Here is a 23,183-nt window from a genome sequence, read left to right as displayed (position 1 = left end):
GCCGCGATGTCAGTTGCCACTCGCATCGACGGAAGCGTCACCGCTTTGCCGCCGGAGCCCACACCGGCTGTGGCTCCGGTGCTGCGCGCGGAAGGGCTTTGCAAACAATACGGCCCGGTGACCGTGTTGTCGGACATCACGCTGGATATTTTCCCTGGCGAGATCCATGCCGTTATCGGCGAGAATGGCGCCGGCAAGTCGACATTCATGCGCTTGCTTTCCGGTTACATCGAACCGACCGCCGGCAGCCTGTCCATGGCCGGTGACCGCGTGAGTTTCAGGACACCTCACCAGGCGCAGGCGGCAGGCATCGCGCTGGTGCATCAGGAAATCCTCCTGGCCGAAGCGCTCACGGTGACTGACAATCTCTTTCTCGGCCGCGAGCTCTCCAGGCGCGGAATCGTCGATGATGGCGCCATGCGCCGCATAGCGGCCGCGAAACTGGCCGAGATCGGTTGCGAGGTGTCGCCGACCGCGCTGGTCCGAGACATTTCGCTGGCGGATCGCCAGCTCGTGCAAATCGCCCGCGCGTTGCTCGACGACCACAGGGTCGTCATCTTCGACGAACCGACAGCGGTGCTGACCGGTGGGGAGGTCGAGCGTTTGCTCGCCATCATCTTCGGGCTCAGGGCGCGGGGCATCGCGGTTCTCTACATCAGCCATCGCCTCGACGAGGTGCAGCGGCTGGCGGACAAGGTCACGGTCCTGCGCGACGGCAAGATGATCGGCACCTATCCCGGCCATGCGTTGAGCCAGGCCGACATGGCGCAGCTTATGGTCGGGCGCGAACTCGCCGCGCTTTATCCTCACAAGCGCGAGGTCCAGACGAGCCGGCCCATGCTGACCGTCAGAAACGCGACTGTTCCGGGTTATGCACGGGACGTGTCCTTTACCGTTCACAAAGGCGAGATTCTTGGCTTCGCCGGCATGATCGGGGCGGGGCGAACCGAGTTGTTCGAAGGCATTGTGGGGCTTAGGCCGGCGACGGCTACGATCGAGCTCAACGGGTCGCCGATACAGATACGTTCGCAGCGCGAGGCCATAGAGGCGGGCATCGGCTATCTGACGGAAGATCGCAAGGGCAAGGGCCTGCTTTTGCAGGAGCGGCTGGCGCCGAACCTGACTCTCTCGTCGCTTGGCCTTCTGCATCCGGGACTGCTGGTTCTGCGCGGTCGCGAATCCGAGGCGCTCGCCCGGGCCGTCTTCAGCTACGACATCCGGGTGAAGAGCCACAACGCCAGGGCAGGGCAGCTTTCGGGCGGAAACCAGCAGAAACTTTTGCTGGCCAAGGTGCTTCTGACCAATCCTTCGGTCGTGATCATCGATGAGCCGACGCGCGGGATCGACATCGCCAACAAGGCGCAGATCTACGCCTTCATCCAGGAACTCGTGAGCCAAGGCAAAGCCTGCATCGTCATCTCCTCGGAGATGCAGGAGCTGGTCGGCATCTGCGACCGCGTCCTGGTCATGCGCGAAGGCAGGATCAGCGGCGAGGTCTCGGGCGAAACGATGATCGAAAGCAACATCGCGCTGCTGGCGACCAGTGACAAAGGCCATGACACGGCCCAAGGAGGAAGACAGTGACGGCGCTTACCCATTCCATGTCTGCCCGAAGCGACAGGCAGCACCATTTCTCGTGGACGGATGCCGGCCCTTTCCTTGCACTGTTCGCACTACTGGTGGCGGGATTCCTCATCAATCCGGATTTTCTTTCCGCGACAAACCTGGGCAACGTGATCACGCGCAGCGCTTATGTCGCCATCATAGCCGTCGGCGCCACATTCGTGATCTCATCAGGCGGGCTCGACCTTTCGGTCGGCTCGATGGTCGCCTTCATCGCCGGCGTCACGATCATGTTCATGAACATGATGGCCCCCAGCCTCGGCCTTTGGGCCATCCCGGCAGGCATGGTGATAGCAGTCGTCGCGGGGCTTCTATGCGGCCTCGCGAACGGTCTCATCGTCACGGTCGGAAGGATCGAGCCGTTCATCGCCACGCTCGGCACAATGGGTATCTTCCGCGCACTGATCACCTATATGACCGATGGCGGCACGATCCCGATCGATCGCTCGCTGCGGGACGCGTACCGGCCGGTCTATTTCGGCGCCGTCGCGGGCATTCCGGTGCCGATCCTTCTGTCGGCGCTCGTTGCGGTGGTCGGCGCATTTGTCCTCTACAAGACCAAATATGGCCGCAAATGCGCGGCGGTGGGCGCGAACGAGGACGTCGCCCGCTATTCGGGCATCTCGGTCGTCAAGACGCGCACCATTGCCTATGTCATCCAGGGTGCATGCGTGGCGGTCGCCGCCATCTGTTACGTGCCTCGTCTCGGAGCCGCCACCCCGACCACCGGACAGCTTTGGGAGCTGCAGGTGATAACGGCCGTTGTCATTGGCGGAACGGCGCTGCGGGGCGGCAAGGGCCGCATCTGGGGCACCATCGCCGGTGCGGTGATCCTGGAACTGATCGCCAACCTGATGGTGTTGTCGGATTTCGTTTCCGAATACCTCGTCGCCGCGGTGCAGGGCGTCATCATCATCATCGCCATGCTCGTGCAAAGATTTTCGAAATAGCCCGTCTTCGGACCGGACGGGCGCCTGTTGTGTGGTCCATATCTCTGGGAGGTATTTATGTTTAGCAGGAAATGGGTTGCCGTAGCGGCAGTCGGCGCACTGATGGTGGCCGGCCAGGCGCTTGCAGCCGACAAGAAGGTGGTCGCGGTGTCGATCCCGGCGGCGGATCATGGCTGGACGGCCGGCATCGTCTATCACGCGCAGGCCGCTGCAAAGGAAATCAACGCGGCCTTCCCGGATGTCGAAGTCGTCGTGAAGACGTCGCCCTCGGCGGCCGACCAGGTAAGCGCGCTGGAGGATCTGTCGGCCAGCCGCAAGCTGGATGCGCTGGTGATACTGCCCTACACCTCCGAGGAACTGACCCAGCCGGTGAAAGCCATCAAGGACATGGGCACGTTCATCACCGTCGTCGACAGGGGATTGACCGACCCTTCCATTCAGGACCTGTATCTTGCCGGCGACAACATCGCGGTTGGCACCAACACAGCGAAGTTCATGATCGACAAACTGGGCGGCAAAGGTGACGTCGTCGTGCTGCGCGGCATTCCCACCGTCATCGACGATGAGCGCATCAAGGGCTTCGAGGATACCATCAAGGGCACCGGCCTGAAGGTGCTCGACATGCAGTATGCCCACTGGAACAGCGACGAGGCCTTCAAGCTCATGCAGGATTACCTGGCCAAGCACCCGCACATCGATGCGGTCTGGGCCAATGACGACGACATGCTTCTCGGTGTGCTCGAGGCCGTCAAGCAGTCCGGCCGAACCGATATCAAGCTAGCGCTCGGCGGCAACGGCATGAAGGACATCGTGAAGAAGGTGATAGACGGGGATGCGATGACACCGGTCGAGACGCCGTATCCGCCGGCGATGATCAAGACCGCTATCTACATGACCGTGGCCAACTTGATCGGTCAGGCTCCGGTTCGCGGTGCCGTCAAACTCGACGCCCCGCTCATAACCCAGGCCAACGCCAAGGAATATTACTTCCCCGACTCCCCGTTCTGAGGCCCGCAATCCGAATGAGGCAAGGCGCGTGATGCGCCTTGCATGCCAACAACAGAGAGGAAGAGCTATGCCAGGCAAGAAGATATTGATGCTGACCGGTGAGTTCACCGAGGAATACGAGATTTTCGTTTACCAGCAAGCGATGGAAGCCGTTGGTCACACGGTCCATGTCGTATGCCCCGACAAGAATGCGGGCGACCTGATCAAGACCTCGCTGCACGATTTCGAAGGGGACCAGACCTACACCGAAAAGCTCGGGCACTACGCGCTGATCAACAAGACGTTCTCGGATGCGGAAAAGCAGCTCGACCAGTACCACGCGGTCTACTGCGCGGGCGGACGCGGACCGGAATACATCCGCACCGACAAGCGGGTGCAGACGATCGTTCGACACTTTCACGAGACCAAGAAGCCGATCTTCACGATCTGCCATGGCGTGCAGATCCTGATTGCGGTCGACGGCGTCGTGCGCGGCAAGAAGGTCGGGGCGCTGGGCGCCTGCGAGCCGGAAGTCACTCTCGCGGGCGGTACCTATATCGACCTCTCGCCGACGGAAGCCTATGTCGATGGTACGATGGTGTCGGCCAAGGGATGGACGGCGCTGGCCGCCTTCATCCGTGAGTGCCTGAAAGTGCTCGGCACGGAAATCCGCCACAACTGAGCCACGAACCAGGTGGAGGCCGGCGCGCTGCCGTGGCGTGTCGGCCTCCACAGTGATACCGAGGCCTTCGCCGATGCGGACAACTATATCGACCGTCGTGCAAAAGGTATGCGCGCGGTGCGTCCTGCCGGTTTAGCGGCCGACAGGATCGCCGGACAGGTCCAGCTTTTTCCTTACGCAATCGCGAGCGGAAAAACGTTACGCACTTTTCCTGGGGTTGCTTTAACGCGCGGCGGCAATCCAGTCGGCAAGGCTGCGGGCGAAGCTTCGCGGCACGATCAGGTCGCAGCTGCTCTCGCCCGTTCGCAGATAGAGCGCCGGCACGTGATGGACGGACGTCTGTACGGCACGGCCGGGAGCCGAAGCGGCGGACGACCAGTCGACCGGCATGCAGGCAGAGAGAATGTCCTGAAGACGCGCACCCTCCATCCTGAATCGCACCCGGCCTTCGCCGAGCAGAACCGAGCAGCCCAATTCAGGATCGATCGCAATGGCCGGCGGTTCCGCACCTGTCTCGACGATCAGCCAAAGACGGCGGGGCGCGATCCTGACGATGAGGGCGCCAGCATGCCGAACCGTCTCGCCGACGTCGGCAGGAAGCGTCGCGCCCAAGGCCTGCGAGACGCTCGTTTCGAATCTTGTCAGCGTTTCTTCCCAGCCCTCGATCTGAACGATCGGGCAATCGGAGGCCCACAGGTTGAAGTCCTTCGACAGCACAGGTTCAACCATGCATGCGCTCTCCCTTGGGATCGAGGAAGACGGAGGGCACGACGCGGGCGCGAACCGTCTCTGTCCGCATCGGGTAGACCGCGGTGATCTCGTCTCCTTCGGCCGGGGCATTGCCGGCGAACAGCGCCAGTCCGACATAGTGGCCGAGTTCCGGGCTGAAGGTGACCGACGTGATCCGGCCGCGCCCGTGGCCGGTGACGGCATCGCCAGGCAGGAACAATATGGCGCCTCCGCGCAGCCGCTTGCCGTCCTCGATGCATTCCAGCCCGATGAGGCGCTGGCGGTCGGGCGCCTGAAACGCCGGGCGGCGTCGGAGGACGTCGCCGACGAATCCGCTGCGTTTGCCAACCATGCGGCCGAGGCCGAGATCGTCGAGCGTGGTGCGGCCATCGATCTCGGGCCCGGCGACGTGGCCCTTTTCGACGCGCAGCGCACCGAGTGCCTCGACGCCATAAGGTTTGAGGCCGAACGGCGCGCCTGCTTCGATGAGACGGCTCCAGGCCTGTTCGCCGGCGCTGGCACCGACATAGATTTCGTAGGCGCGCTCGCCGGAATAGCTGAGGCGGATAACGTGCAGGGCCCGTCCGTCGAACCCGGCTTCGATGACGCCCATATGCGGCAGCGTCTCGTTGGAGACATCGAGCGCGGGAAAGGCGGCGGCAAGGACATCGCGGCTTGCCGGCCCGGCGACCGACATCGCCGCCCACTCGTCGCTTACCGAAGAGACCGCGACACGCAAATCCGGCCAGGCGGTGTCGAGCAGGAATTCCAACCGCGACAGGACGTCGGCGGCCTTGGCGGTAGAGGTGGTCATGAAGAAGCGATTTTGCGACAAGCGCGTGGTGGTGCCGTCGTCGAAGACGACGCCGTCGTCGCGCAGCATGACGCCGTAGCGCGCGCGGCCAACCGGAAGCTTGGCGAAACCGTTGGCGTAGACACGGTCGAGGAATATGGCCGCGTCCGGCCCCTGCACGTCGATCTTGCCGAGGGTGGAAATGTCCATCAGCCCGGCGCCGCCGCGCACGATCCGCATCTCCGCGACATAGGCTTCATTCACGTCGCGTCCGGCATCGCGATAGAAATACGGACGCATCCAGAGACCGACCTCGAGCATCTCGGCACCGTTTGCCAGGTGCCAGTCGTGCATCGGCGTGCGACGGACCGGCTTGAAGTGATGACCGACGGCGCGACCGGCCAGCGCGCCGATCGCGACCGCCGCGTAGGGCGGGCGAAAGGTCGTGGTTCCGGTTTGCGCAATCGTTGCCCGGCGCAGCGCCGCCATGGCCGAAAGTGCTGCGAAATTGCTGGTTTTGCCCTGGTCGGTCCCCATGCCGAGCGTGGTGTAGCGCTTCAGGTGTTCGACGGATTCATAGCCCTCGCGATGGGCGAGCTCGATGTCCTTGGTGGTCACATCCATCTGTAGATCGACGAAGGCCTTGCCGCGCCCCGCGGAAGAGATCGCACGAAAGGGAGCGGCCGGGGCCCCTTCGAGATCGAGTTCATCCGGCGCCGGCATGGCCGCCGGTTTTCCGCAGAAGCATGCCGCTTCGACGCCGGCGCGGTGGCCGTCCTCGATCGCGTCGGCGGTCGAGAAGCGCCCCATCATCGCGCCGGCGCCGAACTGGCCTGCCGGAAAGCCGCCCGGAACGAAGCCGTCGATGTCGTCGCGATAGACGGGCCTGACGCCAAGATGCGAGGTGAGATGCACGGTCGGCGACCAGCCGCCGGAGACGCAGACGAAATCGCAGGCGATTTCCGATTTGGCGCTCGGGCCGGCAAGCCGTACGGCCTTCACCGCATGGCTGCCGCGCAGATCGGCGATCCGGGTTCCGGAGCGGATCTCTACGTTCAGGCGTCCGGCTTCCGCCGCCAGACCGGCGGGCGGAGCGCCGCGCTGGTCCGCGACCGTCACTCGCGCGCCGGCGGCGGCGAGGTCGAAAGCAGCGCGATAGGCACCGTCGTTCATCGTGGCCACGAGGATATTCTTCCCCGGCAGCACGGCGAAGCGGTTGAGATAGGTCCGGGCGGCGGACGCCAGCATGATGCCTGGCCGGTCGTTGTTGGAGAACACCAGCGGCCGTTCGATAGCACCGGCCGCAAAGATGATCGAGCCGGCGCGAAGCACGGTGAAAACCTGCCGCGCAGCGCCTTGCGCGACCTGGCCGTCATGCCGCTCGATCAGCCCCAGCGTGTTGCCGTCATAGGTGCCGAAGGCCATCGTCTTGCGCATCAGGGTGACGTTGGGCTGGCCTGCAAGCTCCGCCTCGATCTTTGTCAGCCAGGCTGCCGCCTTGCCATCGGTGCGCTCGGCAAGAAGTTGGCCACCGAGCAGAAAGTCCTGTTCGACGAGGACGACCCTGGCGCCGCTGGCTGCCGCGGCGCGCGCCGCCGACAGGCCGGCAGGGCCGCCGCCGACGACTGCAACATCGGCAAATGCATGCCGGGTCTCGTAACGGTCGGGATCGGGTTCGGTGCCGGCCCGGCCCAATCCCGCGGCTTTACGGATGAAATGCTCGTAGAACATCCAGGCGCGGCGGGTCGGACCCATGAAGGTCTTGTAGTAGAAGCCGGCAGAAAGAAGGGGCGCAAACAGGCCGTTGACGCTCTGCACGTCGAAGGCAAGGGACGGCCAGCGATTCTGGCTTTCGGCAGTCATACCTTCAGCCAGTTCCAGTGTCGTGGCCGGAAGGTTCGGTTCGCGCCGTCCACCGCTTCCGAGCGTAACCAGCGCGTTGGGTTCTTCCGGGCCGGCCGAGAAGATGCCGCGCGGCCGATGGTATTTGAAGCTGCGGCCTGTCAGCATGAGCCGATTGGCAAGCAGCGCGGAAGCAAGCGTATCGCCTCGATAGCCGCCCAGCTCGCGGCCGTCGAATGTGAAGCGGAGCGGCTGCGTGCGGTCGATGCGGCCGCCGGCGGCCAGACGATTTCCAATCATTTTCATGCTGGCATTTTCCTGGCGAAGCCGACCGATGCGATAGCGTGGTTCCTCGTGTCGCGCTCGATGACCAGCCATTGCCGGCAGCCGGTCACGTGCTGCCAGAATTCACGGTGCGGTCCCGCCGGGTTCTTGCGCACATAGACATAGCGGTACCACGCCTCCGGATCGGGATCGTCATGCGCCGGGCGCACCGCGGAAGCGTCGCCGCCATAGCGGAACTCGTCATGGTCGCGCGGGCCGCAGCATGGGCAGTCGATGCGAAGCATTTCTCTCGCTCTCTATTGCAGCCAGGCCGAGGGTCCGGCGCCGGCCTCGTCGAGCGTGTGGCCGGTCCGGAAACGGTCGAGCGCGTAGGCGGCGGTCAGCGGATGCGGCTTGCCGGTGGCCAGCATATGGGCAAAGCACCAGCCGGAGGCCGGCGTCGCCTTGAAGCCGCCATAGCACCAGCCGCCATTGAGATAGAGCCCTTCTATCGGGGTCGGGCAGATGATCGGACTGGCGTCCGGCGTCATGTCCATGACGCCGCCCCAATGGCGCAGCAGCCTGACACGCGAGATGCAGGGCATCAGGGCTATCGCCGCCTCCGCCACTTCGCGCACGACGCCGAGATTGCCGCGCTGGGCGTAGGAATTGTAGCCGTCGAGATTGCCGCCGAAGACCAGCCCGCCCTTGTCCGACTGGCTGACATAGAAATGGTCTGCGCCATAAGCGACGACGTGATCTACCAGCGGCTTGAGCGGCTCGGTGACGAAAGCCTGGAGCACGTGGCTTTCGATCGGCAGTTCCAGGCCGGCCCTGGCGGCAAGGAGCGAAGTATGGCCTGCGACGGCGAGGCCGACCTTGCCGGCGCCGATGCGGCCCTTGCTGGTCTCGACGCCGACGATCCTTTCGCCGTTGCGGACAAAGCCGGTCACCTCGCAATTCTGGATGATGTCGACCCCGTGGCCGTCGGCAGCGCGCGCATAGCCCCAGGCGACGGCGTCATGACGCGCCGTGCCTGCGCGGCCTTGCAAGATCGCACCATGGATCGGAAATCGCGCGGTTTCGGAGAAATCGAGATAGGGTACCAGCCGGCGCACAGCGTCGCGGTCGAGTATGTCGGCGTCGATGCCGTTCAGACGCATGATGTTGGCGCGATGGCTGAATGTGTCGAGTTGATCGGCCGAATGGGCAGTGACGATCTGGCCGCGCTGCGAAAACATCACGTTGAAGTTCAGCGCCCGCGACAAGCCTTCCCACAGCTTGACCGAGAATTCGTAGAACTGGGTGTTGCCGTCAAGCAGGTAGTTGGAGCGGATGACGGTGGTGTTGCGGCCGACATTGCCGCCGCCGACATAGCCCTTTTCCAGAACGGCGACATTGCGGATGCCGTGGTTCTCGGCGAGGTAGAAAGCCGTCGCAAGGCCATGCCCGCCGCCACCGACGACGATCACGTCATAGGCGGGCTTCGGCTCGGCCGCGCGCCAGGCGCGCCGCCAGTTCTTCTGGCCGGAAAGGGCATTGCGGAAAATCGAAAACGCCGAATAGCGCGCCATGTTCATGGTCTAGCGGACGATCGGGCCGGCCGGGGTGCGGGTCAGCACTTCGGCCCCCGCATCGGTCAGCAGCACGGTGTTGGAGATGAAATGGTCGCCGCGGCCGGTGCCCATCAGCCAGGACAGGATGTGGAAGCTCATCCCGGTCTCGATTTCGAGATCGGAATCGTGCCTGAGGCCCGTCACCGAATTGCCGCCGGTCCATGAGGGCGGCTGGCCGATGCCGACGAGATAGCCGCAATGATGGCGGCGATAATGCGACAGGCCGGCCTCGTCGGCGACGCCTTGCCAGGCGGCGTAGACATCGCGCGCCCTGGCGCCTGGCTCGAGCGCCCTGACGACGGCCTCGAATGCCTTGGCCGTGACCTCGGCCATGGCGGCATCTTCGTCCTTGATGTTGCCGATGCGGATCAGCCGGCCAAGCGGCGCGTGATAGCGCGAGACACAGCCCGACAGTTCGACGAAGACCGGCTCGCCGCTGCGATAGATGCCGTCGCCCCAGGTCGTGTGCTCCTCGCCGAGCCGGGCGGCGGGCCGGATGAACGGGCCGAAGCCCGGCGCGTGGCCGCCGGCGCGCACCATCGCCGCCACGCATTGGGCGGCAACCTCCTGCTCGGCGGCGCCGTCGGAGATGGCAGCGATTGCGGCACCTGCCGCAGCATCCGTGACCTTGGCGGCGCGGCGCATCAGCACCTGTTCCTCGGCGCTCTTCACCAACCGCATCTTGTCGACCAGCCCGGAGACGTCGCTCCACTTGGCGTCGGCCTGCGCCTCGAGCTTCAGGGCGAGGCCGTGGCTGAGTCCGGAGGTCCAGTGTTCGAGGCCTATCCGTTTGCCGGCCAGGCCGAGTTCGGAAATAACGCGTGCGGTGAGGTCGGCCGCGGTCTCGCTGTCGGAGTGACCACGGAATTCCGCCGCCCTTACCTGGTTCTCGATCGTTACCTTCTCCATCGACCGGGTGACCAGGATAGGGCGCCGGTCGAGCGTGACGATCAGGAGGTGCGGCGCGAAATAACCCCAATGGTCGAGGCCGGTGAGGTAGAAAACAGTCTCCGGCGAGGCGAAGACGGCGGCGTCGAGCTTGCGCTCTGCCAATGCCGTGCGAACTTTCGACAAGCGGCCGGCGATCTCGGCTTCGGAAAAGGGATTGCGGTCCATTGAGGTGTCCTTGAGTTGCCGGTCCTGGGCTGATGGTCAGTCAATGACGATGGGATCGGGGGCCACGTCGCAGAGCCGCTCGCCGCCGCCTTCGGTGACGCTGGGGTCCTGACAGATGATGAGATCGAAGCCGGCCTTGCCATGCGTTGTCTCACGTCGGCCAGGCGCTGCGCGTATTCCGCCTTGCTGAACCCGCCCGACGCGTCCAAAGCCGTTTTCCTTCCTGCCCTCATCCAAAGGGCGGTTCGTATCCGCATCGAGAAAGCACATCTTAATTGTGCACAACTTGCGCATCACAAAGCCGCACAATCAAGCTCTATGGCGATTTTTCCAGATTCGTACAGTGCGTCTTGCGATATGTCCAGATGAGTTGTATACGTCTTAGTGCGCTTGACGCGATGGTGGAGAAACATCGTTCGAGCCGACAACTATCGAAGAAGAAAAGGGGAATGCATGTTCACGTCACAGATATCCCGCCGCGCGCTCGTGAAGGCCGCAGCCTGTCTTGCGCTCGCCGCGACCGCATTCACGTCACTGCCGGCCCATGCCGAAACGACGCTCGAACGCGCCAAGAAGGACGGCTATATCCGCGTCGGCTTCGCCAATGAGGCGCCGTTCGGTTTCGCCACGCCTGACGGCAAATTGACCGGCGAAGCGCCGGAAGTCGCCAAGGCGGTGCTCGCCAAGATGGGCATTGCGCAGGTCGACGGCGTGCTGACCGAATTCGGCTCGCTCATTCCGGGTCTCAAGGCCGGCCGCTTCGACATCATCGCCGCCGGCATGTTCATCAATCCCAAGCGCTGCGCCGAGATCAATTTTTCCGAACCGTCCTATGGCATCGGCCAGGCCATGCTGGTCGCGAAGGGCAATCCGAAAGGCGTGAAGGACTATTCGAGCATCAAGGACAATCCCGATCTCAAGCTCGCCGTGATGGCGGGCGCCGTCGAGGGGGGATATGCGAAGGACGCCGGCGTTGCCCAAGGACAAGTCGTTTCCTTGCCCGACCAATCCAGCCTAGTCGCGGCGGTCCAGTCTGGCCGTGCCGATGCTGCCGCGCTAACCGCGCTCTCGATCGCCGACATGGCCAAGAAGGCCGATGGCGTCGACTCGACCAAGCCCTTCGGTGAAGTTGCCGGCAAGTCGGTGAAGGGCCATGGCGGCTTCGGCTTCCGCAAGGAGGACACCGATCTGCAGGAAGCGTTCAACGCCGAACTGAAGAAGTTCCTCGGTACTCCGGAGCATATCGCGCTGGTCGAGCCGCTCGGCTTCGGCAAGGACTATCTGCCGAACAAGACGACTGCAGAGCTCTGCAAGGGCGAATAAATTCCCAACTGCTGGGCGGCGTGAAAACGCCGCCCTCTTTTTTCCTCGGAGAAGCAGATGGGTATCCGCACGCTCGTTGCCATGCTGGTCGTTTCGCTGGCCGTGATCGCGGCGCTGGCGACGCAGGAGACATACAGGCTGTTCCTACCGGGACTATTGCAGGGTGCCGTCCTGACGATCGAGATCGCCGTCCTCGGCAGCCTGCTGGCGGTCGTCATGGGGGTGCTCGCCGCGCTGGCGCGCATGTATGGTCCAGCGCCGCTCAGATGGCTGGCTACGGTCTATGTCGAAATCTTTCGCGGCACCTCGGCGCTGGTGCAATTGTTCTGGCTGTTTTTCGTGCTGCCGCAATTCGGGGTCACGCTCGACGCGTTTCCCGTCGCGGTGCTGGCGCTTGGCTTGAATGTCGGCGCCTATGGATCCGAATGCGTGCGCGGCGCAATCCAGTCGGTCGCGCGCGGCCAATGGGAGGCGGGAACGGCGCTCAACATGAGCCGTGCGCAAATGCTGCGCCGGATCATCCTGCCCCAAGCCTTCGTCGCCATGATCCCGCCCTGGGGCAATCTGTTCATCGAGCTTTTGAAATCGACGGCGCTGGTTTCGCTGATCACGCTCACGGACCTCGCCTTCAAGGCGCAGCAGATGAACCAGAACACCTTCAAGACCATTCCTATCTTCACGCTGGTGCTGTTGATGTATCTCGCCATGTCGCTCACCGTTTCTATCGGCATGCGGCTTCTCGAAAGGCGGGCCTCGCTCGGTCTGGCGCGGGGGAGGGCGGCGTGATCTGGGATTGGAGTTTTGCCGCCGAGATCCTGCCGGTGCTCGCACGCGCCGCCGTCGTCTCGATCGAGGCGACGCTGCTCGGCTTCGTCATCGCGGCTTTGCTCGGGCTGGTCCTCGCGGTAATCCGTATCGCGGTGCCCTGGACCGGCTGGACGATCTCGGTGCTGGTCGAACTGATCCGCTCGACGCCGCTGCTCATCCAGATCTTCTTCCTCTATTTCGTCTTTCCGAAATTCGGCGTCGTGCTCGACGCATTCACGGCCGGCGTTCTGGCCATCGGCATTCACTACGCCGCCTATTGCTCGGAAGTCTACCGCGCGGGCTTCGACAACATCCATCGCGGCCAGTGGGAAGCCTCGATCGCACTCAACCTCTCCTCCTGGACGACCTTTCGCGACATCATCATCCCGCAGGCGATACCGCCGATCGTGCCGGCGCTCGGCAACTATCTCGTCGCGCTGTTCAAGGAGACGCCGCTGCTGTCGGCCATCGCCGTGCTGGAACTCATGCAGACGGCCAAGATCATCGGCTCCGAAACTTTCCGCTACACCGAACCGATCACGCTGGTCGGCCTGTTCTTCCTGGCCATGAGCCTGGTTTCGGCCGCGCTCATCCGTGCTCTCGAACGCCTGCTCAACCGGAGGACCGCGCGATGACCGAACAACCGATGGTCCGTTTCGACAATGTCTCGAAGCGTTACGGCGCGCTCACTGTGCTCGACGGGCTGAACCTCGAAATCGCGCGCGGCGAGAAGGTTTCCGTCATCGGACCGTCCGGTTCCGGCAAGACCACGGTCTTGCGCATGCTGATGACGCTGGAGACGATCAATGACGGCGTCATCTGGGTCGAAGGCGAGCCACTGACACATATGAAGCAAGGCGGAAAGCTGGTGCCCGCCAATCTTGCCCATATCCGCCGCATCCGGGCGAAGATCGGCATGGTGTTCCAGTCTTTCAACCTGTTTCCACACATGACGGCGATGGCCAATTGCATCGAGGCGCCGATGACAGTGCTTGGCATGAAGCGGGCCGATGCCGAAGCACGGGCGGCCGAGCTTCTCGACATGGTCGGGCTGTCGCAGAAGAAGGATCATTACCCTTCACAGCTTTCCGGCGGCCAGCAACAGCGCGTCGCCATTGCCAGGGCGCTGGCGATGCGGCCCAAGATAATGCTGTTCGACGAGGTGACGTCCGCGCTCGATCCGGAACTTGTCGGCGAAGTGCTGCAAGTGATAAGGCAAATCGGCCGCGAGCATGATCTGACGATGCTCATGGTCACCCACCAGATGGGCTTCGCCAAGGAATTTTCCGATCGCGTCTGCTTCTTCTACCAGGGTAAAATTTGCGAGCAGGGGCCGCCAGCAGAGCTTTTCGGCGCACCCAAGAATGAGCGGACGCGGCAGTTCCTGCACGCTGTCCTGGAGGCTGGATGACGCTTGATACGGATGCCTCGGCCAAGACCGTGCCGCCTTCGCGTCCGCTTTCGGCGCGCGAACGGTTCGAACGCATCTACCTGATCCTGCGCGACCGTATCTGCCTGCTCGATTATCCGCCGGGGAGCCGGCTCTCCGAGGAAGAACTCGCCCAGGAATTCGAGATCAGCCGCACACCGGTCCGACGCGTGCTGGCGCGGCTCGAGGCCGAAGGGCTTGTGCAATCGATCCACGGCGTCGGTACGATCGTTACCGACGTCGATATCGAGGAGTTGCAGCAGGTCTATCATCTGCGACTGGAACTCGCGCTGCTTGTCGGCAAGCTTTCGCCAATTCCCCGAACGGCGGTCGACCTCGATCGCATCCGAGCGCTCATCGCGCGCTGCGATTCCGATATGCTCAACCCGGATCAGCGTGCCTTTCTGCAGCTGAACATGGACTTCTTCACTGAACTATCCGGCATGACCGGGAACCAGCCCCTGCGCGAAATAAGCGAAAGACTGTATTTTCAGGTCGCGCGCGTAGTCCTCAAGATGATGCCGCAACTCGGCCTTGTGGAGGAGTTCACGGCCTTCCGGCGCGAAATGGAGGAAGTGCTGGCCGCGGCGGAAATCGGGGATTGGGAATCGATCGGGCACATCAGGCGAGCCCATATCTCGATGAGCTTTCGGCGCATGGTGCGCCATGCCGGCCGACATGATGAATTTGACGGCAAGACCTGACGGTCGTCCTTTGGCACGGTGACGCAGCTTGTCATCCCGGCGCCGAGAAGCGCTGCTGCTCCGTCCTCTTTATTTAGGGTGCCGCCGTTCAGCCACGGCGTCAGGCACCACCACCAGCTTGCCGACGAAATCCTTGGCGATGAAATCGGCTTGGGCGCGGTGGAAATCGGAAAGCCTGTAGACGCCGCCGACCAGCGGCCGGATCTTGCCTTCCTCGATATAGCGCACGATACGGCGGAAATCCGCACGTGTGCCCTGGCTCGAGCCGTGAAGCTGAAGCTGCTTGAGATACATGGTCCTGAGATCGAGCTGGACGACCGGGCCGGCGATGGCGCCTGCGGTGGTGTAGCGGCCCTCGGGCCTCAGGATGCGCAACAGATCGTTGAAGATCGCGCCGCCGACAAGGTCGGCCACGACGTCGATGGGCTGGCCGCCGGTCACCTTGGCCACGGCTTGCGGCAGGTCGGCCACGCCACGGGTGATCACGGCTTCGGCGCCGATGTCGAGCACTGCCTGCTCCTTGCCCTTGCCGACGACGGCATAGGGAATGGCTCCGCGCGCCCGCGCCAATTGCACGATGCCGGAGCCGACGCCGCCCGAGGCGCCGGTGACCAGCACGCGTTCGCCGGCATTGAGCCCTGCACGTTCCAGCATCTGCTCGCCGGTGAGATAGGCGCAGCAGAAGGTGGCGAGTTCGACATCGCTCAAGTCAGTGTCGACGACATGGGCGTTCTCGGCCGGTACAGCCTGGTATTCGGCGTAACCGCCGTCGCGGCCGTGACCCATATAGTCAATGTCGGCGAGCGAATCGTCGTCGCGATTGTAGATCGAGAAATCGACCATCACTCGTTCGCCGATGCGTTCCGGCGAGACCCCTGCGCCAACGGCAGCGACGGTGCCGACCGTGTCGGTGCCCTGGATACGCGGAAAGGTCAGGGTGTTGCCCTGGCGCCGCCATGTCGACACGGCCCCTGCGTCCTCCTCCGTGCCATAGGCGCCCTGGCGAACCCAGACGTCGGTGTTGTTCATGCCGCAGGCGCTGACCTTGACCAGCACTTCGCCGGCGGCGGGCACAGGCACTTTCACGTCGGTGCGGTAGACGAGCTTTTCCGGGCCGCCGTGGCCGGTAAGCTGCACGGCCGCCATGGTGGCGGGGAGGGTGGGATGAGAGGTCATCGCGTTCACTTCCGAATACTTTGTAGGTGGCGCTGCCCCTCACCTTTACCGTCTCTCCGTGAACGACGAGAAGGTGCCGGCAGGCGGATGAGGGGCAGCGCCGATCTCGGCAATTAGAGATTGGCGAACACGCTCTTCACGGCATCGGCGGTCTTGGCCACCACGGTGTCAGCCTCCTCGCGCGTCAGGCAAAGCGGCGGGGCGAAGCCCAAAATGTCGCCCTGCGGCATGGCGCGGCCGATGACCCCGCTTGCGGCGAGGGTCGTGGCGATCTGCGGTCCGATCTTATGCGCCGGATCGAAGAACACACGGTCGTCCTTGTCGGCGACGAACTCGACCGCCGCCAGCATGCCGTCGCCGCGCACCTCGCCGACGTTTTTGTGGCCGCCGACGGCCTTGGTCAATTCGGCGCGGAAATAGGCGCCGGTCTCGCCGGCATTCCTCACCAGATCCATCTCATCGATCAGTTCGAGGTTGGCCACACCCGCGGCGACGCAGATCGGATGCGCCGAATAGGTCCAGCCGTGCCCCAGCGAGCCGAGCTTGTCGGAGCCCTGCACCAGAACCTGCCACATCTTGTCGGCGACGATGACGCCCGACAGCGGCGCGTAGGCGGAGGTCAGGCCCTTGGCAATGGTGATCAGGTCCGGCTTGATGCCGTAATGGTCGGAGCCGAACATGGTGCCCAGCCGGCCGAAGCCCGTCACCACTTCGTCGGCGACCAGGAGCACGTCGTACTTCTTCAGCACCGCCTGGATTTTCTCCCAGTAGCCGGCGGGCGGCGGCACGATGCCGCCAGTGCCGAGGATCGGCTCGCCGATGAAGGCGGCGACGGTCTCGGGGCCCTCGGCCAGGATCATCTCCTCGAGCTTGTCGGCGCAATGCTGCGAAAATTGCTCCTCGCTCATCGAACGGTCGGCGCGGCGGAAATAGTAGGGCGCCTCGGTGTGCAGGATCGGCGCGCGCGGCAGGTCGAAGGCATTGTGGAAGAGATCGAGCCCGGTCAGCGACCCCGTCATGATGCCGGAGCCGTGATAGCCGCGCCAGCGCGAGATGATCTTCTTCTTCTCCGGGCGGCCAAGCACGTTGTTGTAGTACCAGATCAGCTTGATGTTGGTTTCGTTGGCATCCGAACCGGAGAGGCCGAAATAGACCCTCGACATGCCCTTCGGCGCACGGTCGATGATCATCTTCGACAGCGTGATCGAGGCCTCGGTGCCGTGGCCGACATAGGCGTGGTAATAGGCGAGGTTCGTGGCCTGGGCGGCGATGGCGTCAGCGATCTTCTGGCGGCCATAGCCGACATTGACGCAGTAGAGGCCGGCGAAGGCATCGATACTTTTTCTGCCGTTGCTGTCCCAGACGGTGACGCCTTCACCGCCGGCCATGATGCGCGTCGGCGATTCACCGCGCGCGTGGGTGCCCATATGCGTCGAGGGATGGAAGAAGTGATCACGATCCCAGGCGGCGAGTTCGTTGGACTGGTCGAGCATTCTTTTGACTCCTTGAGGAACGTGGACGCGGCTTAAGCGACGTCCAGGCAAAGATATTTGAGATCGGTGAAAGCTTCGAGCCCCTGACGCGAACCCTCGCGGCCAATGCCGGACTGCTTGACGCCGCCGAACGGGATCGGCGCACCGGTGATCTTGACGCGGTTGATGGCGACCATGCCGTAGTCCAGCGCCCTGCCCAGGCGCTGCTGGCGGGCGCCGTTCTCGGTCACGACATAGGCGACCAGACCATATTCAGTGGCGTTGGCGCGCGCGGTCACCTCGTCCTCGCTGTCGAACGGCGTCACGGCTGCGACCGGACCAAACGTTTCTTCGCGCATGATCAGTGCCTCGTCAGATACGTCAGCCAGCAGCGTCGGCTGGTAAAACAACGGGCCGGCCTGGTGCCTTATGCCGCCAACGAGGCAGCGGGCGCCATGGGCGAGCGCGTCGGTGACCTGCTCCTCGACCTTCTTGACGGCGCGCTCATGCATCAGCGGGCCGATGTCGCTTTCGTCGGCAAGGCCATTGCCGGTCCGCAGCGCCTCGATGCGCTTGGCGAAGGCGGCGCAGAAACGATCGTAGATCGGCCGCTGGACATAGATGCGGTTGGCCGCGAGGCAGTCCTGGCCGGACGTGGCGAATTTGGCGTCGACGGCGATGCGCACGGCCTTGTCGAGATCGGCGTCGGCAAAGACGATCAGCGGCGCGTGGCCGCCAAGCTCCATAACCAGCCGCTTCATCGTCGGCGCGCTCTGGGCCGCGATCAGCCTGCCGATCTCGGTCGAACCGGTGAAGCTCATGGCGCGCACGCGCGGGTCCTCGCACATTCGCCCGACTATGATCGACGCCTTGCCGGTGACGACGTTGAAGACGCCGGCGGGCAGGCCGGCGCGCTCGCCCAGTTCGGCCAGCGCCAGCGCCGAGAGCGGCGTTTCCGAAGAGGGGTGCGCGACGATGGTGCAACCGGCGGCAAGGGCCGCAGCCGCCTTGCGGGTCAGCATGGCGGACGGGAAGTTCCACGGCGTCACGACGCCGACGACGCCGAGCGGCTCGCGCCGCACCGTCATTTCCGCCTTCGCCAGATGGCTGGTTACGCTTTCGGCGTTGAGGCGCTTTGCTTCCTCGGCATACCATTCGACGAAAGAGGCGGCATAATCGATCTCACCGAGCGATTCCTTCAAGGGCTTGCCCTGTTCCAGCGTCATCAGCAGAGCGAGGTCATCCTTCGCGACGATGATGAGGTCGAACCATTTGCGCAGGATTTTCGAGCGCTCCTGCGGCAACAGAGCCCGCCAGGCAGGGAAAGCGCGCGCCGCCGCGTCGATCGCACTTGCCGTCTGGCGGCCATCGAGCGCGGCGACGAAGGCCACCGTGGCGCCGGTCGCGGGATCGGTGACCTCGAAGCTCTCCGCCGCCTCGCTTGCCGTCCAGTGCCCGTCGACATAGGCAAGCTCGCGCAGCAGCCGGCGGTCGGCGAGGCGGTCGAGCGCCTCATGGCGGTGCGAACGGGCAAAGTGCGCGGACATCATCGATTGCTCCCGATTGGGGTGATGCCGCAAGACTAGGGGCGTCGGCGCGATGGATGAGGCTGTTTAGGTGCAGCTATATAGAGAGATTCTCTCTATTCGGCTGGGGAGCAGGACGATCTGTCTAGCCGCAGGGGTGGGGCGGGTGCTTTCGCGCATTCTCCGAGCGTACGGTGCCAGATGAACGCTGGTTTCGATCTCAGGACTGCACCGGCAACAGATCGGCAAGCGGTAGCACGGTCTCGTCCTTCACCGTCTTGATGACGATGTAGGTGAAGTAGCGATCGATGCCGATTTCGCGTTCGAGCAAGGCATCGACCAGCCGCTGATAGGTATCGATATCGCGCGCCATCACCTTCAGAACGTAGTCGACGCCGCCGCCCACCGACCAGCAGGCTACAATCTCAGGTATGTCGCGGATGACACGCTCGAAGCGGTCGAAATCGGCCTGGCGATGGCTGGCCAGCGTCACCTCCATCAGCACGGTGGCGACGGGTGCGACGACGCGCATCGCAATCGAGGCATGATAGCCGGAGACGATGCCGGCCTTTTCCAGCTTGCGCAGCCGCATCCAGCACGGCGTCGGTGACAGGCCGACCTTGTCGGCCAGCGCCAGCTTGGTGATGCGCCCGTCACGCTGGATCGCGTCGAGGATTCTCAGGTCGATCGGGTCGAGTTTCGCGGCGGCCATCTGTATCCACTTTTTGGTCCCGCCGTACCATGACGGCGCATTATTTCGATTGTCAATTGCACTGATTTCGATCTCTAATAAGTCATGACATTATGGCAACCTGATCCCGCGCTCATCCGGCGGCCCGCCTACCAGTCGCTGGCCGACCAGTTCGCACGCGCCATTCATGATGGGCGGCTCGCCAACGGCGCGCGGCTGCCGACGCATCGCCGGCTGGCCGACGAGTTGAAACTATCGGTGCAGACGGTCAGTCGCGCCTATGAGGAACTGATTCGCCGCGGCCTGATCTCGGGCGAGATCGGCCGCGGCAGCTTCGTCCAGACGCAGCGGCGCGAGCCGGAGCCGCCCTATCTGCCGGAGCGGCTGGGCGAAGTGATCGATCTTTCGATCCTGAAGCCGGTCTGCGAGCCGATGCATCTGGAGCGGCTGAAGCAGGCTCTGGGCTGGCTGGCCGACAACCTGCCGTCGAGCTCGGCGCTGTCGTTCCGGCCCAACATGGTGTTTCCCCGTCACCGCGCCGTGGCGGTCGAGTGGCTGAAACTGTGCGGTCTCGATGCGTCGCCGCAGAATATCAGCCTGACCAATGGCGCTACCGCCGGCATGACGGTGGCGCTGATGAGCGTGGCGCCGCCCGGCTCGACCGTCGCCACCGAGGCGATCGGCCACCATACGCTGGTGCCGCTCGCCCGCTATCTCGGCTTCAACCTCGAAGGCCTGCCGATAGACGGCAATGGCCTTATCCCGGAAGCGCTGGACGAGGCCTGCCGGATCTCCGACATCCGCGCCGTGTTCGTGCAGCCTTCGGTGATCAACCCGACGGCGACGCTGATGGATGCGGCGCGGCGCGAGCAGATTGCGGCGGTTGCGCGCAGGCACGACATAGCCATCATCGAGAACGATGTGTTGGGGCCGCTGGTCGAGGACCGGCCGCCGCCGGTCGCCGCCTTCGCGCCTGAACGCACGCTCTATGTCACGTCCTTCACCAAGATCGTGGTGCCGGGCCTGCGCATCGGCTATCTCGCCGCACCCGACCGCTATGTCGCCGCGGTCGCCAACCGGCATCTGGTTTCCAACTGGATGGCGACGCCGCTGGTGGCGGAAATCGCCACCAAATGGGTGACCGACGGCACCGCGATGGAACTGGTGCGCTGGCAACGCACAGCATTGCGGCGACGCCAGGACATCGTCGCCGAGGTGCTGGCCGGCGTCGACTATCGCACCCGGCGCGACGGACTGCATGTCTGGTTGCAGTTGCCGGCCGACCGTGCCGAGGAGAGCTTCGTCGCCCAGGCGCGCCTGCAAGGCGTGGCGATCGCGCCCGGCGCTTCCTTCCGCATCTCGCAAGCGCCCTGGCAACCGGCGGTGCGCATCTCGCTGGGCTCGACCACCGAAGGGGAACTGCGCGCCGGCCTCGGCGTTGTCACCAAGCTGCTGCTTGGCGACCCCGAGCATCTGCTGCTCGCAATCTAGCGAGATGTGCCGCTATCCAGACGATGCCGACCGCCAAAGGTGTCCCCGGTGCTTGATTTCGATCTCGGCACATTGCTGGGCACTGAATGCCCAAGAATTGTGCGGGATCAGAATAATTGTCATGATATTATTTTCCCAATTGACATGATTTGGCGGGTTCCGCATCGTTAAGGGCATAGGCTTCTCCAGCACGGGAAATTCGTTTGTCCGCATCCGCGCCTATCATCAAGGTCGATGGCATTTCGAAAAGCTTCGGCACTTTCAAGGTGCTGGACGGCCTGTCCATGCAGGTCATGCCCGGCGAGAAGCTGGCGCTGATCGGCCCGTCCGGCTCGGGCAAGACGACGATCCTGCGCATCCTGATGACGCTGGAGCGCATCGATGGCGGCCACATCCAGATCGACGGCGAGCATCTCTATCACATGGAGCGAAACGGCCAGCTGCTGGCCGCCGACGAGCGGCATCTGGCCAGGATGCGCCAGAAGATCGGCATGGTCTTCCAGCTGTTCAATCTGTTCCCGCACAAATGCGTCATCGACAATGTCACGCTGGCGCCGATGCTGACCAAGGGCACGCCGCGCGCTGCCGCCGAGAAGCGGGCGATGGAATTGCTCGACATGGTCGGCATGGCCGACAAGGCCAAGGCCATGCCGGCACAGCTTTCGGGCGGCCAGAAGCAGCGCGTCGCGATTGCCCGCGCGCTGGCGCTGTCGCCCCGGATCATGCTGTTCGACGAGGTCACCTCGGCGCTCGATCCCGAACTGGTCGAGGAGGTGCTCAACGTCATGCGCAAGCTCGCGGCCGAAACCGACATGACGATGCTGCTCGTCACCCATGAAATGGGCTTTGCCCACGACTTCGCCGACCGGGTGCTGTTCTTCGACCGCGGCCGCATCGTCGAGGAGGGCAAACCCGATGAGATTTTCCGCCATCCCAAACAGGAGCGCACGCAAGGTTTCCTGAAGAAGATCATCGCGGCCGGACATCGCGTCTGACCGCCATGCCAGAGGCGGCGACACCGTCCGCAAGGGCGGTATTGCCGTCCTGAAATGACTGCAACCAAGAACACAAACATGGAGTTGGGAACAATGAAAAAACTTGGCATTCTGGCCGGCGTCGCCGGTCTTGCGCTGACCGCGGTGCTCGCGGCCTCGAACATCGGATCGGCCGACGACAGCAAGCTCGAGCAGCTGAAGGCGCAAGGCTTCGCCCGCCTCGCCATCGCCAACGAGCCGCCCTACACGGCGGTCGCCGCCGACGGCAAGGTTTCGGGCGCCGCGCCCGACGTGGCACGGGAAATCTTCAAGCGGCTGGGCGTCGCCGACGTCGCCGCGTCGATCTCGGAATATGGTGCCATGATCCCCGGCCTGCAGGCCGGCCGTTTCGATGTCGTCACCGCCGGCCTGTTCATGAAGCCGGAGCGTTGTGCGGCGGTTGCCTATTCCGAGCCGGTGCTGTGCGACGCCGAGGCGATGCTGGTGAAGAAAGGCAATCCGAAGGGCTTCAAGAGCTACGAGGATGTCGCCAAGGACACCTCCGCCACCATCGGCGCGCCCGGCGGCGGCACCGAGGAGAAGCTCGCGCTCAACGCCGGCGTGCCGCGTGACCGCGTCATCGTCGTGCCCGACGGCCAGAGCGGGCTGAAGATGGTGCAGGACGGCCGCATCGACGCCTATTCGCTCCCCGTCCTGTCGATCAACGATCTGATGAAGAAGGCCAATGACCCGAGCCTCGAAGTCATAGCACCCGTGCAGGGCGCGCCCGTCTATTGCGACGGCGCCGCTTTCAAGAAGGGTGACGAGGCGCTGCGCGACGCCTTCGACGTCGAGCTCGCCAAGATGAAGAAGTCGGGCGAGTTCGCCAAGATCATCGAGCCCTACGGCTTCTCGGCGGCGGCGGCGATGTCGACGACGCGCGACAAGCTCTGCGCGGCGAAATAAGCGCTTTTCCCTTCTCCCCGTC

At 63.9% G+C, this 23,183-nt stretch carries 22 protein-coding genes; 12 read left to right on the top strand and 10 right to left on the bottom strand.

Annotation, left to right across the window (positions count from 1 at the left end; translation table 11 throughout):
- Positions 1-6: 6 nt before the first annotated feature.
- From FJ986_RS12445 to FJ986_RS12430, 4 genes are all read left to right on the top strand, one after another.
- A complete protein-coding gene (locus FJ986_RS12445) occupies positions 7-1,584 on the top strand; it encodes a sugar ABC transporter ATP-binding protein (RefSeq protein WP_140674413.1) in 1,578 nt (525 codons plus the stop codon).
- A 17-nt stretch (positions 1,585-1,601) separates the two neighbouring features.
- Positions 1,602-2,573: an ABC transporter permease gene (locus tag FJ986_RS12440; RefSeq protein WP_140499447.1), complete on the top strand. Its 972-nt coding sequence runs from the start codon at positions 1,602-1,604 to the stop codon at positions 2,571-2,573.
- Between the two features lie 57 nt (positions 2,574-2,630).
- Positions 2,631-3,581 (top strand): substrate-binding domain-containing protein, encoded by a 951-nt coding sequence (locus tag FJ986_RS12435; protein ID WP_140622782.1) that lies wholly within the window; start codon positions 2,631-2,633, stop codon positions 3,579-3,581.
- A gap of 67 nt (positions 3,582-3,648) precedes the next feature.
- Positions 3,649-4,242 (top strand): DJ-1/PfpI family protein, encoded by a 594-nt coding sequence (locus FJ986_RS12430; RefSeq protein WP_140499290.1) that lies wholly within the window; start codon positions 3,649-3,651, stop codon positions 4,240-4,242.
- A gap of 222 nt (positions 4,243-4,464) precedes the next feature.
- On the opposite strand, the gene FJ986_RS12425 is transcribed toward FJ986_RS12430, so the two are convergent.
- The 6 genes from FJ986_RS12425 to FJ986_RS12400 are packed head-to-tail and all read right to left on the bottom strand — an operon-like array spanning position 4,465 to position 10,872.
- Positions 4,465-4,971, bottom strand: coding sequence for a sarcosine oxidase subunit gamma family protein (locus FJ986_RS12425; protein ID WP_224519039.1), 507 nt, complete (start codon positions 4,969-4,971; stop codon positions 4,465-4,467).
- Positions 4,964-7,912 carry a sarcosine oxidase subunit alpha family protein gene (locus FJ986_RS12420; protein WP_348640445.1) on the bottom strand — a complete coding sequence of 983 codons (2,949 nt, stop codon included), beginning with the start codon at positions 7,910-7,912 and terminating at the stop codon, positions 4,964-4,966. The genes FJ986_RS12425 and FJ986_RS12420 overlap by 8 nt, the downstream gene beginning before the upstream one ends.
- Positions 7,909-8,175: a sarcosine oxidase subunit delta gene (locus FJ986_RS12415; RefSeq protein ID WP_140565575.1), complete on the bottom strand. Its 267-nt coding sequence runs from the start codon at positions 8,173-8,175 to the stop codon at positions 7,909-7,911. Before FJ986_RS12415 ends, FJ986_RS12420 begins: the two co-directional genes overlap by 4 nt.
- Positions 8,176-8,187: 12 nt before the next feature.
- Positions 8,188-9,444: a sarcosine oxidase subunit beta family protein gene (locus FJ986_RS12410; protein ID WP_140565572.1), complete on the bottom strand. Its 1,257-nt coding sequence runs from the start codon at positions 9,442-9,444 to the stop codon at positions 8,188-8,190.
- A gap of 9 nt (positions 9,445-9,453) precedes the next feature.
- The gene (locus FJ986_RS12405; RefSeq protein WP_140649289.1) at positions 9,454-10,602 is read right to left on the bottom strand and encodes a Xaa-Pro peptidase family protein; all 1,149 of its coding nucleotides are present in this window, start codon (positions 10,600-10,602) and stop codon (positions 9,454-9,456) included.
- Between the two features lie 36 nt (positions 10,603-10,638).
- Positions 10,639-10,872, bottom strand: coding sequence for a hypothetical protein (locus tag FJ986_RS12400; protein WP_140649287.1), 234 nt, complete (start codon positions 10,870-10,872; stop codon positions 10,639-10,641).
- Between the two features lie 183 nt (positions 10,873-11,055).
- Between FJ986_RS12400 and ehuB (FJ986_RS12395) the strand changes: the two genes are divergently transcribed.
- From ehuB (FJ986_RS12395) to FJ986_RS12375, 5 genes are read left to right on the top strand one after another with little or no spacing between them, the layout of a single operon-like run.
- Positions 11,056-11,925, top strand: a complete 870-nt coding sequence (gene ehuB / locus FJ986_RS12395; protein ID WP_140674411.1) for an ectoine/hydroxyectoine ABC transporter substrate-binding protein EhuB — start codon at positions 11,056-11,058, stop codon at positions 11,923-11,925.
- A gap of 57 nt (positions 11,926-11,982) precedes the next feature.
- On the top strand, positions 11,983-12,711 hold the full coding sequence (gene ehuC, locus FJ986_RS12390; RefSeq protein ID WP_140517355.1) for an ectoine/hydroxyectoine ABC transporter permease subunit EhuC: 729 nt from the start codon (positions 11,983-11,985) through the stop codon (positions 12,709-12,711).
- A complete protein-coding gene (gene ehuD / locus FJ986_RS12385) occupies positions 12,708-13,367 on the top strand; it encodes an ectoine/hydroxyectoine ABC transporter permease subunit EhuD (RefSeq protein ID WP_140499281.1) in 660 nt (219 codons plus the stop codon). Before ehuC ends, ehuD begins: the two co-directional genes overlap by 4 nt.
- Positions 13,364-14,143: an ectoine/hydroxyectoine ABC transporter ATP-binding protein EhuA gene (ehuA, locus tag FJ986_RS12380; protein ID WP_140499280.1), complete on the top strand. Its 780-nt coding sequence runs from the start codon at positions 13,364-13,366 to the stop codon at positions 14,141-14,143. Before ehuD ends, ehuA (FJ986_RS12380) begins: the two co-directional genes overlap by 4 nt.
- On the top strand, positions 14,140-14,865 hold the full coding sequence (locus FJ986_RS12375) for a GntR family transcriptional regulator (RefSeq protein WP_140517353.1): 726 nt from the start codon (positions 14,140-14,142) through the stop codon (positions 14,863-14,865). Before ehuA (FJ986_RS12380) ends, FJ986_RS12375 begins: the two co-directional genes overlap by 4 nt.
- 69 nt (positions 14,866-14,934) lie before the next feature.
- Here the strand turns inward: FJ986_RS12375 and FJ986_RS12370 are convergent, their stop codons facing one another.
- The 4 genes from FJ986_RS12370 to FJ986_RS12355 all read right to left on the bottom strand — a co-directional run bounded on the left by FJ986_RS12370 (position 14,935) and on the right by FJ986_RS12355 (position 19,751).
- Entirely contained in the window at positions 14,935-16,050 is a 1,116-nt protein-coding gene (locus tag FJ986_RS12370; protein WP_140671118.1) for an alcohol dehydrogenase family protein, read from the bottom strand.
- Positions 16,051-16,154: 104 nt separating this feature from the next.
- Positions 16,155-17,534, bottom strand: coding sequence for an aspartate aminotransferase family protein (locus FJ986_RS12365; protein ID WP_140671116.1), 1,380 nt, complete (start codon positions 17,532-17,534; stop codon positions 16,155-16,157).
- Between the two features lie 32 nt (positions 17,535-17,566).
- Positions 17,567-19,060, bottom strand: a complete 1,494-nt coding sequence (locus FJ986_RS12360) for an NAD-dependent succinate-semialdehyde dehydrogenase (RefSeq protein WP_140671160.1) — start codon at positions 19,058-19,060, stop codon at positions 17,567-17,569.
- A gap of 199 nt (positions 19,061-19,259) precedes the next feature.
- Positions 19,260-19,751, bottom strand: coding sequence for an Lrp/AsnC family transcriptional regulator (locus FJ986_RS12355; protein WP_140517347.1), 492 nt, complete (start codon positions 19,749-19,751; stop codon positions 19,260-19,262).
- 84 nt (positions 19,752-19,835) lie between these two features.
- On the opposite strand from FJ986_RS12355, the gene FJ986_RS12350 reads away from it, so the two are divergent.
- From FJ986_RS12350 to ehuB (FJ986_RS12340), 3 genes are all read left to right on the top strand, one after another.
- A complete protein-coding gene (locus FJ986_RS12350; RefSeq protein WP_140499275.1) occupies positions 19,836-21,221 on the top strand; it encodes a PLP-dependent aminotransferase family protein in 1,386 nt (461 codons plus the stop codon).
- Between the two features lie 203 nt (positions 21,222-21,424).
- Positions 21,425-22,216 carry an ectoine/hydroxyectoine ABC transporter ATP-binding protein EhuA gene (ehuA, locus tag FJ986_RS12345; protein ID WP_140499274.1) on the top strand — a complete coding sequence of 264 codons (792 nt, stop codon included), beginning with the start codon at positions 21,425-21,427 and terminating at the stop codon, positions 22,214-22,216.
- 93 nt (positions 22,217-22,309) lie between these two features.
- Positions 22,310-23,161, top strand: coding sequence for an ectoine/hydroxyectoine ABC transporter substrate-binding protein EhuB (gene ehuB / locus FJ986_RS12340; protein WP_140499273.1), 852 nt, complete (start codon positions 22,310-22,312; stop codon positions 23,159-23,161).
- Positions 23,162-23,183 lie beyond the last annotated feature (22 nt).

Origin of the sequence: Mesorhizobium sp. B1-1-1, from assembly GCF_006442955.1 — a bacterium.
Classification (GTDB): domain Bacteria; phylum Pseudomonadota; class Alphaproteobacteria; order Rhizobiales; family Rhizobiaceae; genus Mesorhizobium.
This window is presented reverse-complemented; position numbering and strand designations above follow the sequence as displayed.

Excerpts from the sequence above, each read along its gene's own strand:
- ehuB (WP_140674411.1), top strand. The coding sequence starts at position 11,056 with ATGTTCACGTCACAGATATCCCGCCGCGCGCTCGTGAAGGCCGCAGCC.
- FJ986_RS12420 (WP_348640445.1), bottom strand. The coding sequence starts at position 7,912 with ATGAAAATGATTGGAAATCGTCTGGCCGCCGGCGGCCGCATCGACCGC.
- FJ986_RS12445 (WP_140674413.1), top strand. The coding sequence starts at position 7 with ATGTCAGTTGCCACTCGCATCGACGGAAGCGTCACCGCTTTGCCGCCG.
- FJ986_RS12415 (WP_140565575.1), bottom strand. The coding sequence starts at position 8,175 with ATGCTTCGCATCGACTGCCCATGCTGCGGCCCGCGCGACCATGACGAG.
- FJ986_RS12365 (WP_140671116.1), bottom strand. The coding sequence starts at position 17,534 with ATGCTCGACCAGTCCAACGAACTCGCCGCCTGGGATCGTGATCACTTC.
- FJ986_RS12350 (WP_140499275.1), top strand. The coding sequence starts at position 19,836 with ATGACATTATGGCAACCTGATCCCGCGCTCATCCGGCGGCCCGCCTAC.
- FJ986_RS12430 (WP_140499290.1), top strand. The coding sequence starts at position 3,649 with ATGCCAGGCAAGAAGATATTGATGCTGACCGGTGAGTTCACCGAGGAA.
- ehuB (WP_140499273.1), top strand. The coding sequence starts at position 22,310 with ATGAAAAAACTTGGCATTCTGGCCGGCGTCGCCGGTCTTGCGCTGACC.
- FJ986_RS12410 (WP_140565572.1), bottom strand. The coding sequence starts at position 9,444 with ATGGCGCGCTATTCGGCGTTTTCGATTTTCCGCAATGCCCTTTCCGGC.
- FJ986_RS12435 (WP_140622782.1), top strand. The coding sequence starts at position 2,631 with ATGTTTAGCAGGAAATGGGTTGCCGTAGCGGCAGTCGGCGCACTGATG.
- FJ986_RS12375 (WP_140517353.1), top strand. The coding sequence starts at position 14,140 with ATGACGCTTGATACGGATGCCTCGGCCAAGACCGTGCCGCCTTCGCGT.
- ehuA (WP_140499280.1), top strand. The coding sequence starts at position 13,364 with ATGACCGAACAACCGATGGTCCGTTTCGACAATGTCTCGAAGCGTTAC.
- FJ986_RS12440 (WP_140499447.1), top strand. The coding sequence starts at position 1,602 with ATGTCTGCCCGAAGCGACAGGCAGCACCATTTCTCGTGGACGGATGCC.
- FJ986_RS12405 (WP_140649289.1), bottom strand. The coding sequence starts at position 10,602 with ATGGACCGCAATCCCTTTTCCGAAGCCGAGATCGCCGGCCGCTTGTCG.
- FJ986_RS12400 (WP_140649287.1), bottom strand. The coding sequence starts at position 10,872 with ATGTGCTTTCTCGATGCGGATACGAACCGCCCTTTGGATGAGGGCAGG.
- FJ986_RS12355 (WP_140517347.1), bottom strand. The coding sequence starts at position 19,751 with ATGGCCGCCGCGAAACTCGACCCGATCGACCTGAGAATCCTCGACGCG.
- FJ986_RS12360 (WP_140671160.1), bottom strand. The coding sequence starts at position 19,060 with ATGTCCGCGCACTTTGCCCGTTCGCACCGCCATGAGGCGCTCGACCGC.
- ehuC (WP_140517355.1), top strand. The coding sequence starts at position 11,983 with ATGGGTATCCGCACGCTCGTTGCCATGCTGGTCGTTTCGCTGGCCGTG.
- FJ986_RS12425 (WP_224519039.1), bottom strand. The coding sequence starts at position 4,971 with ATGGTTGAACCTGTGCTGTCGAAGGACTTCAACCTGTGGGCCTCCGAT.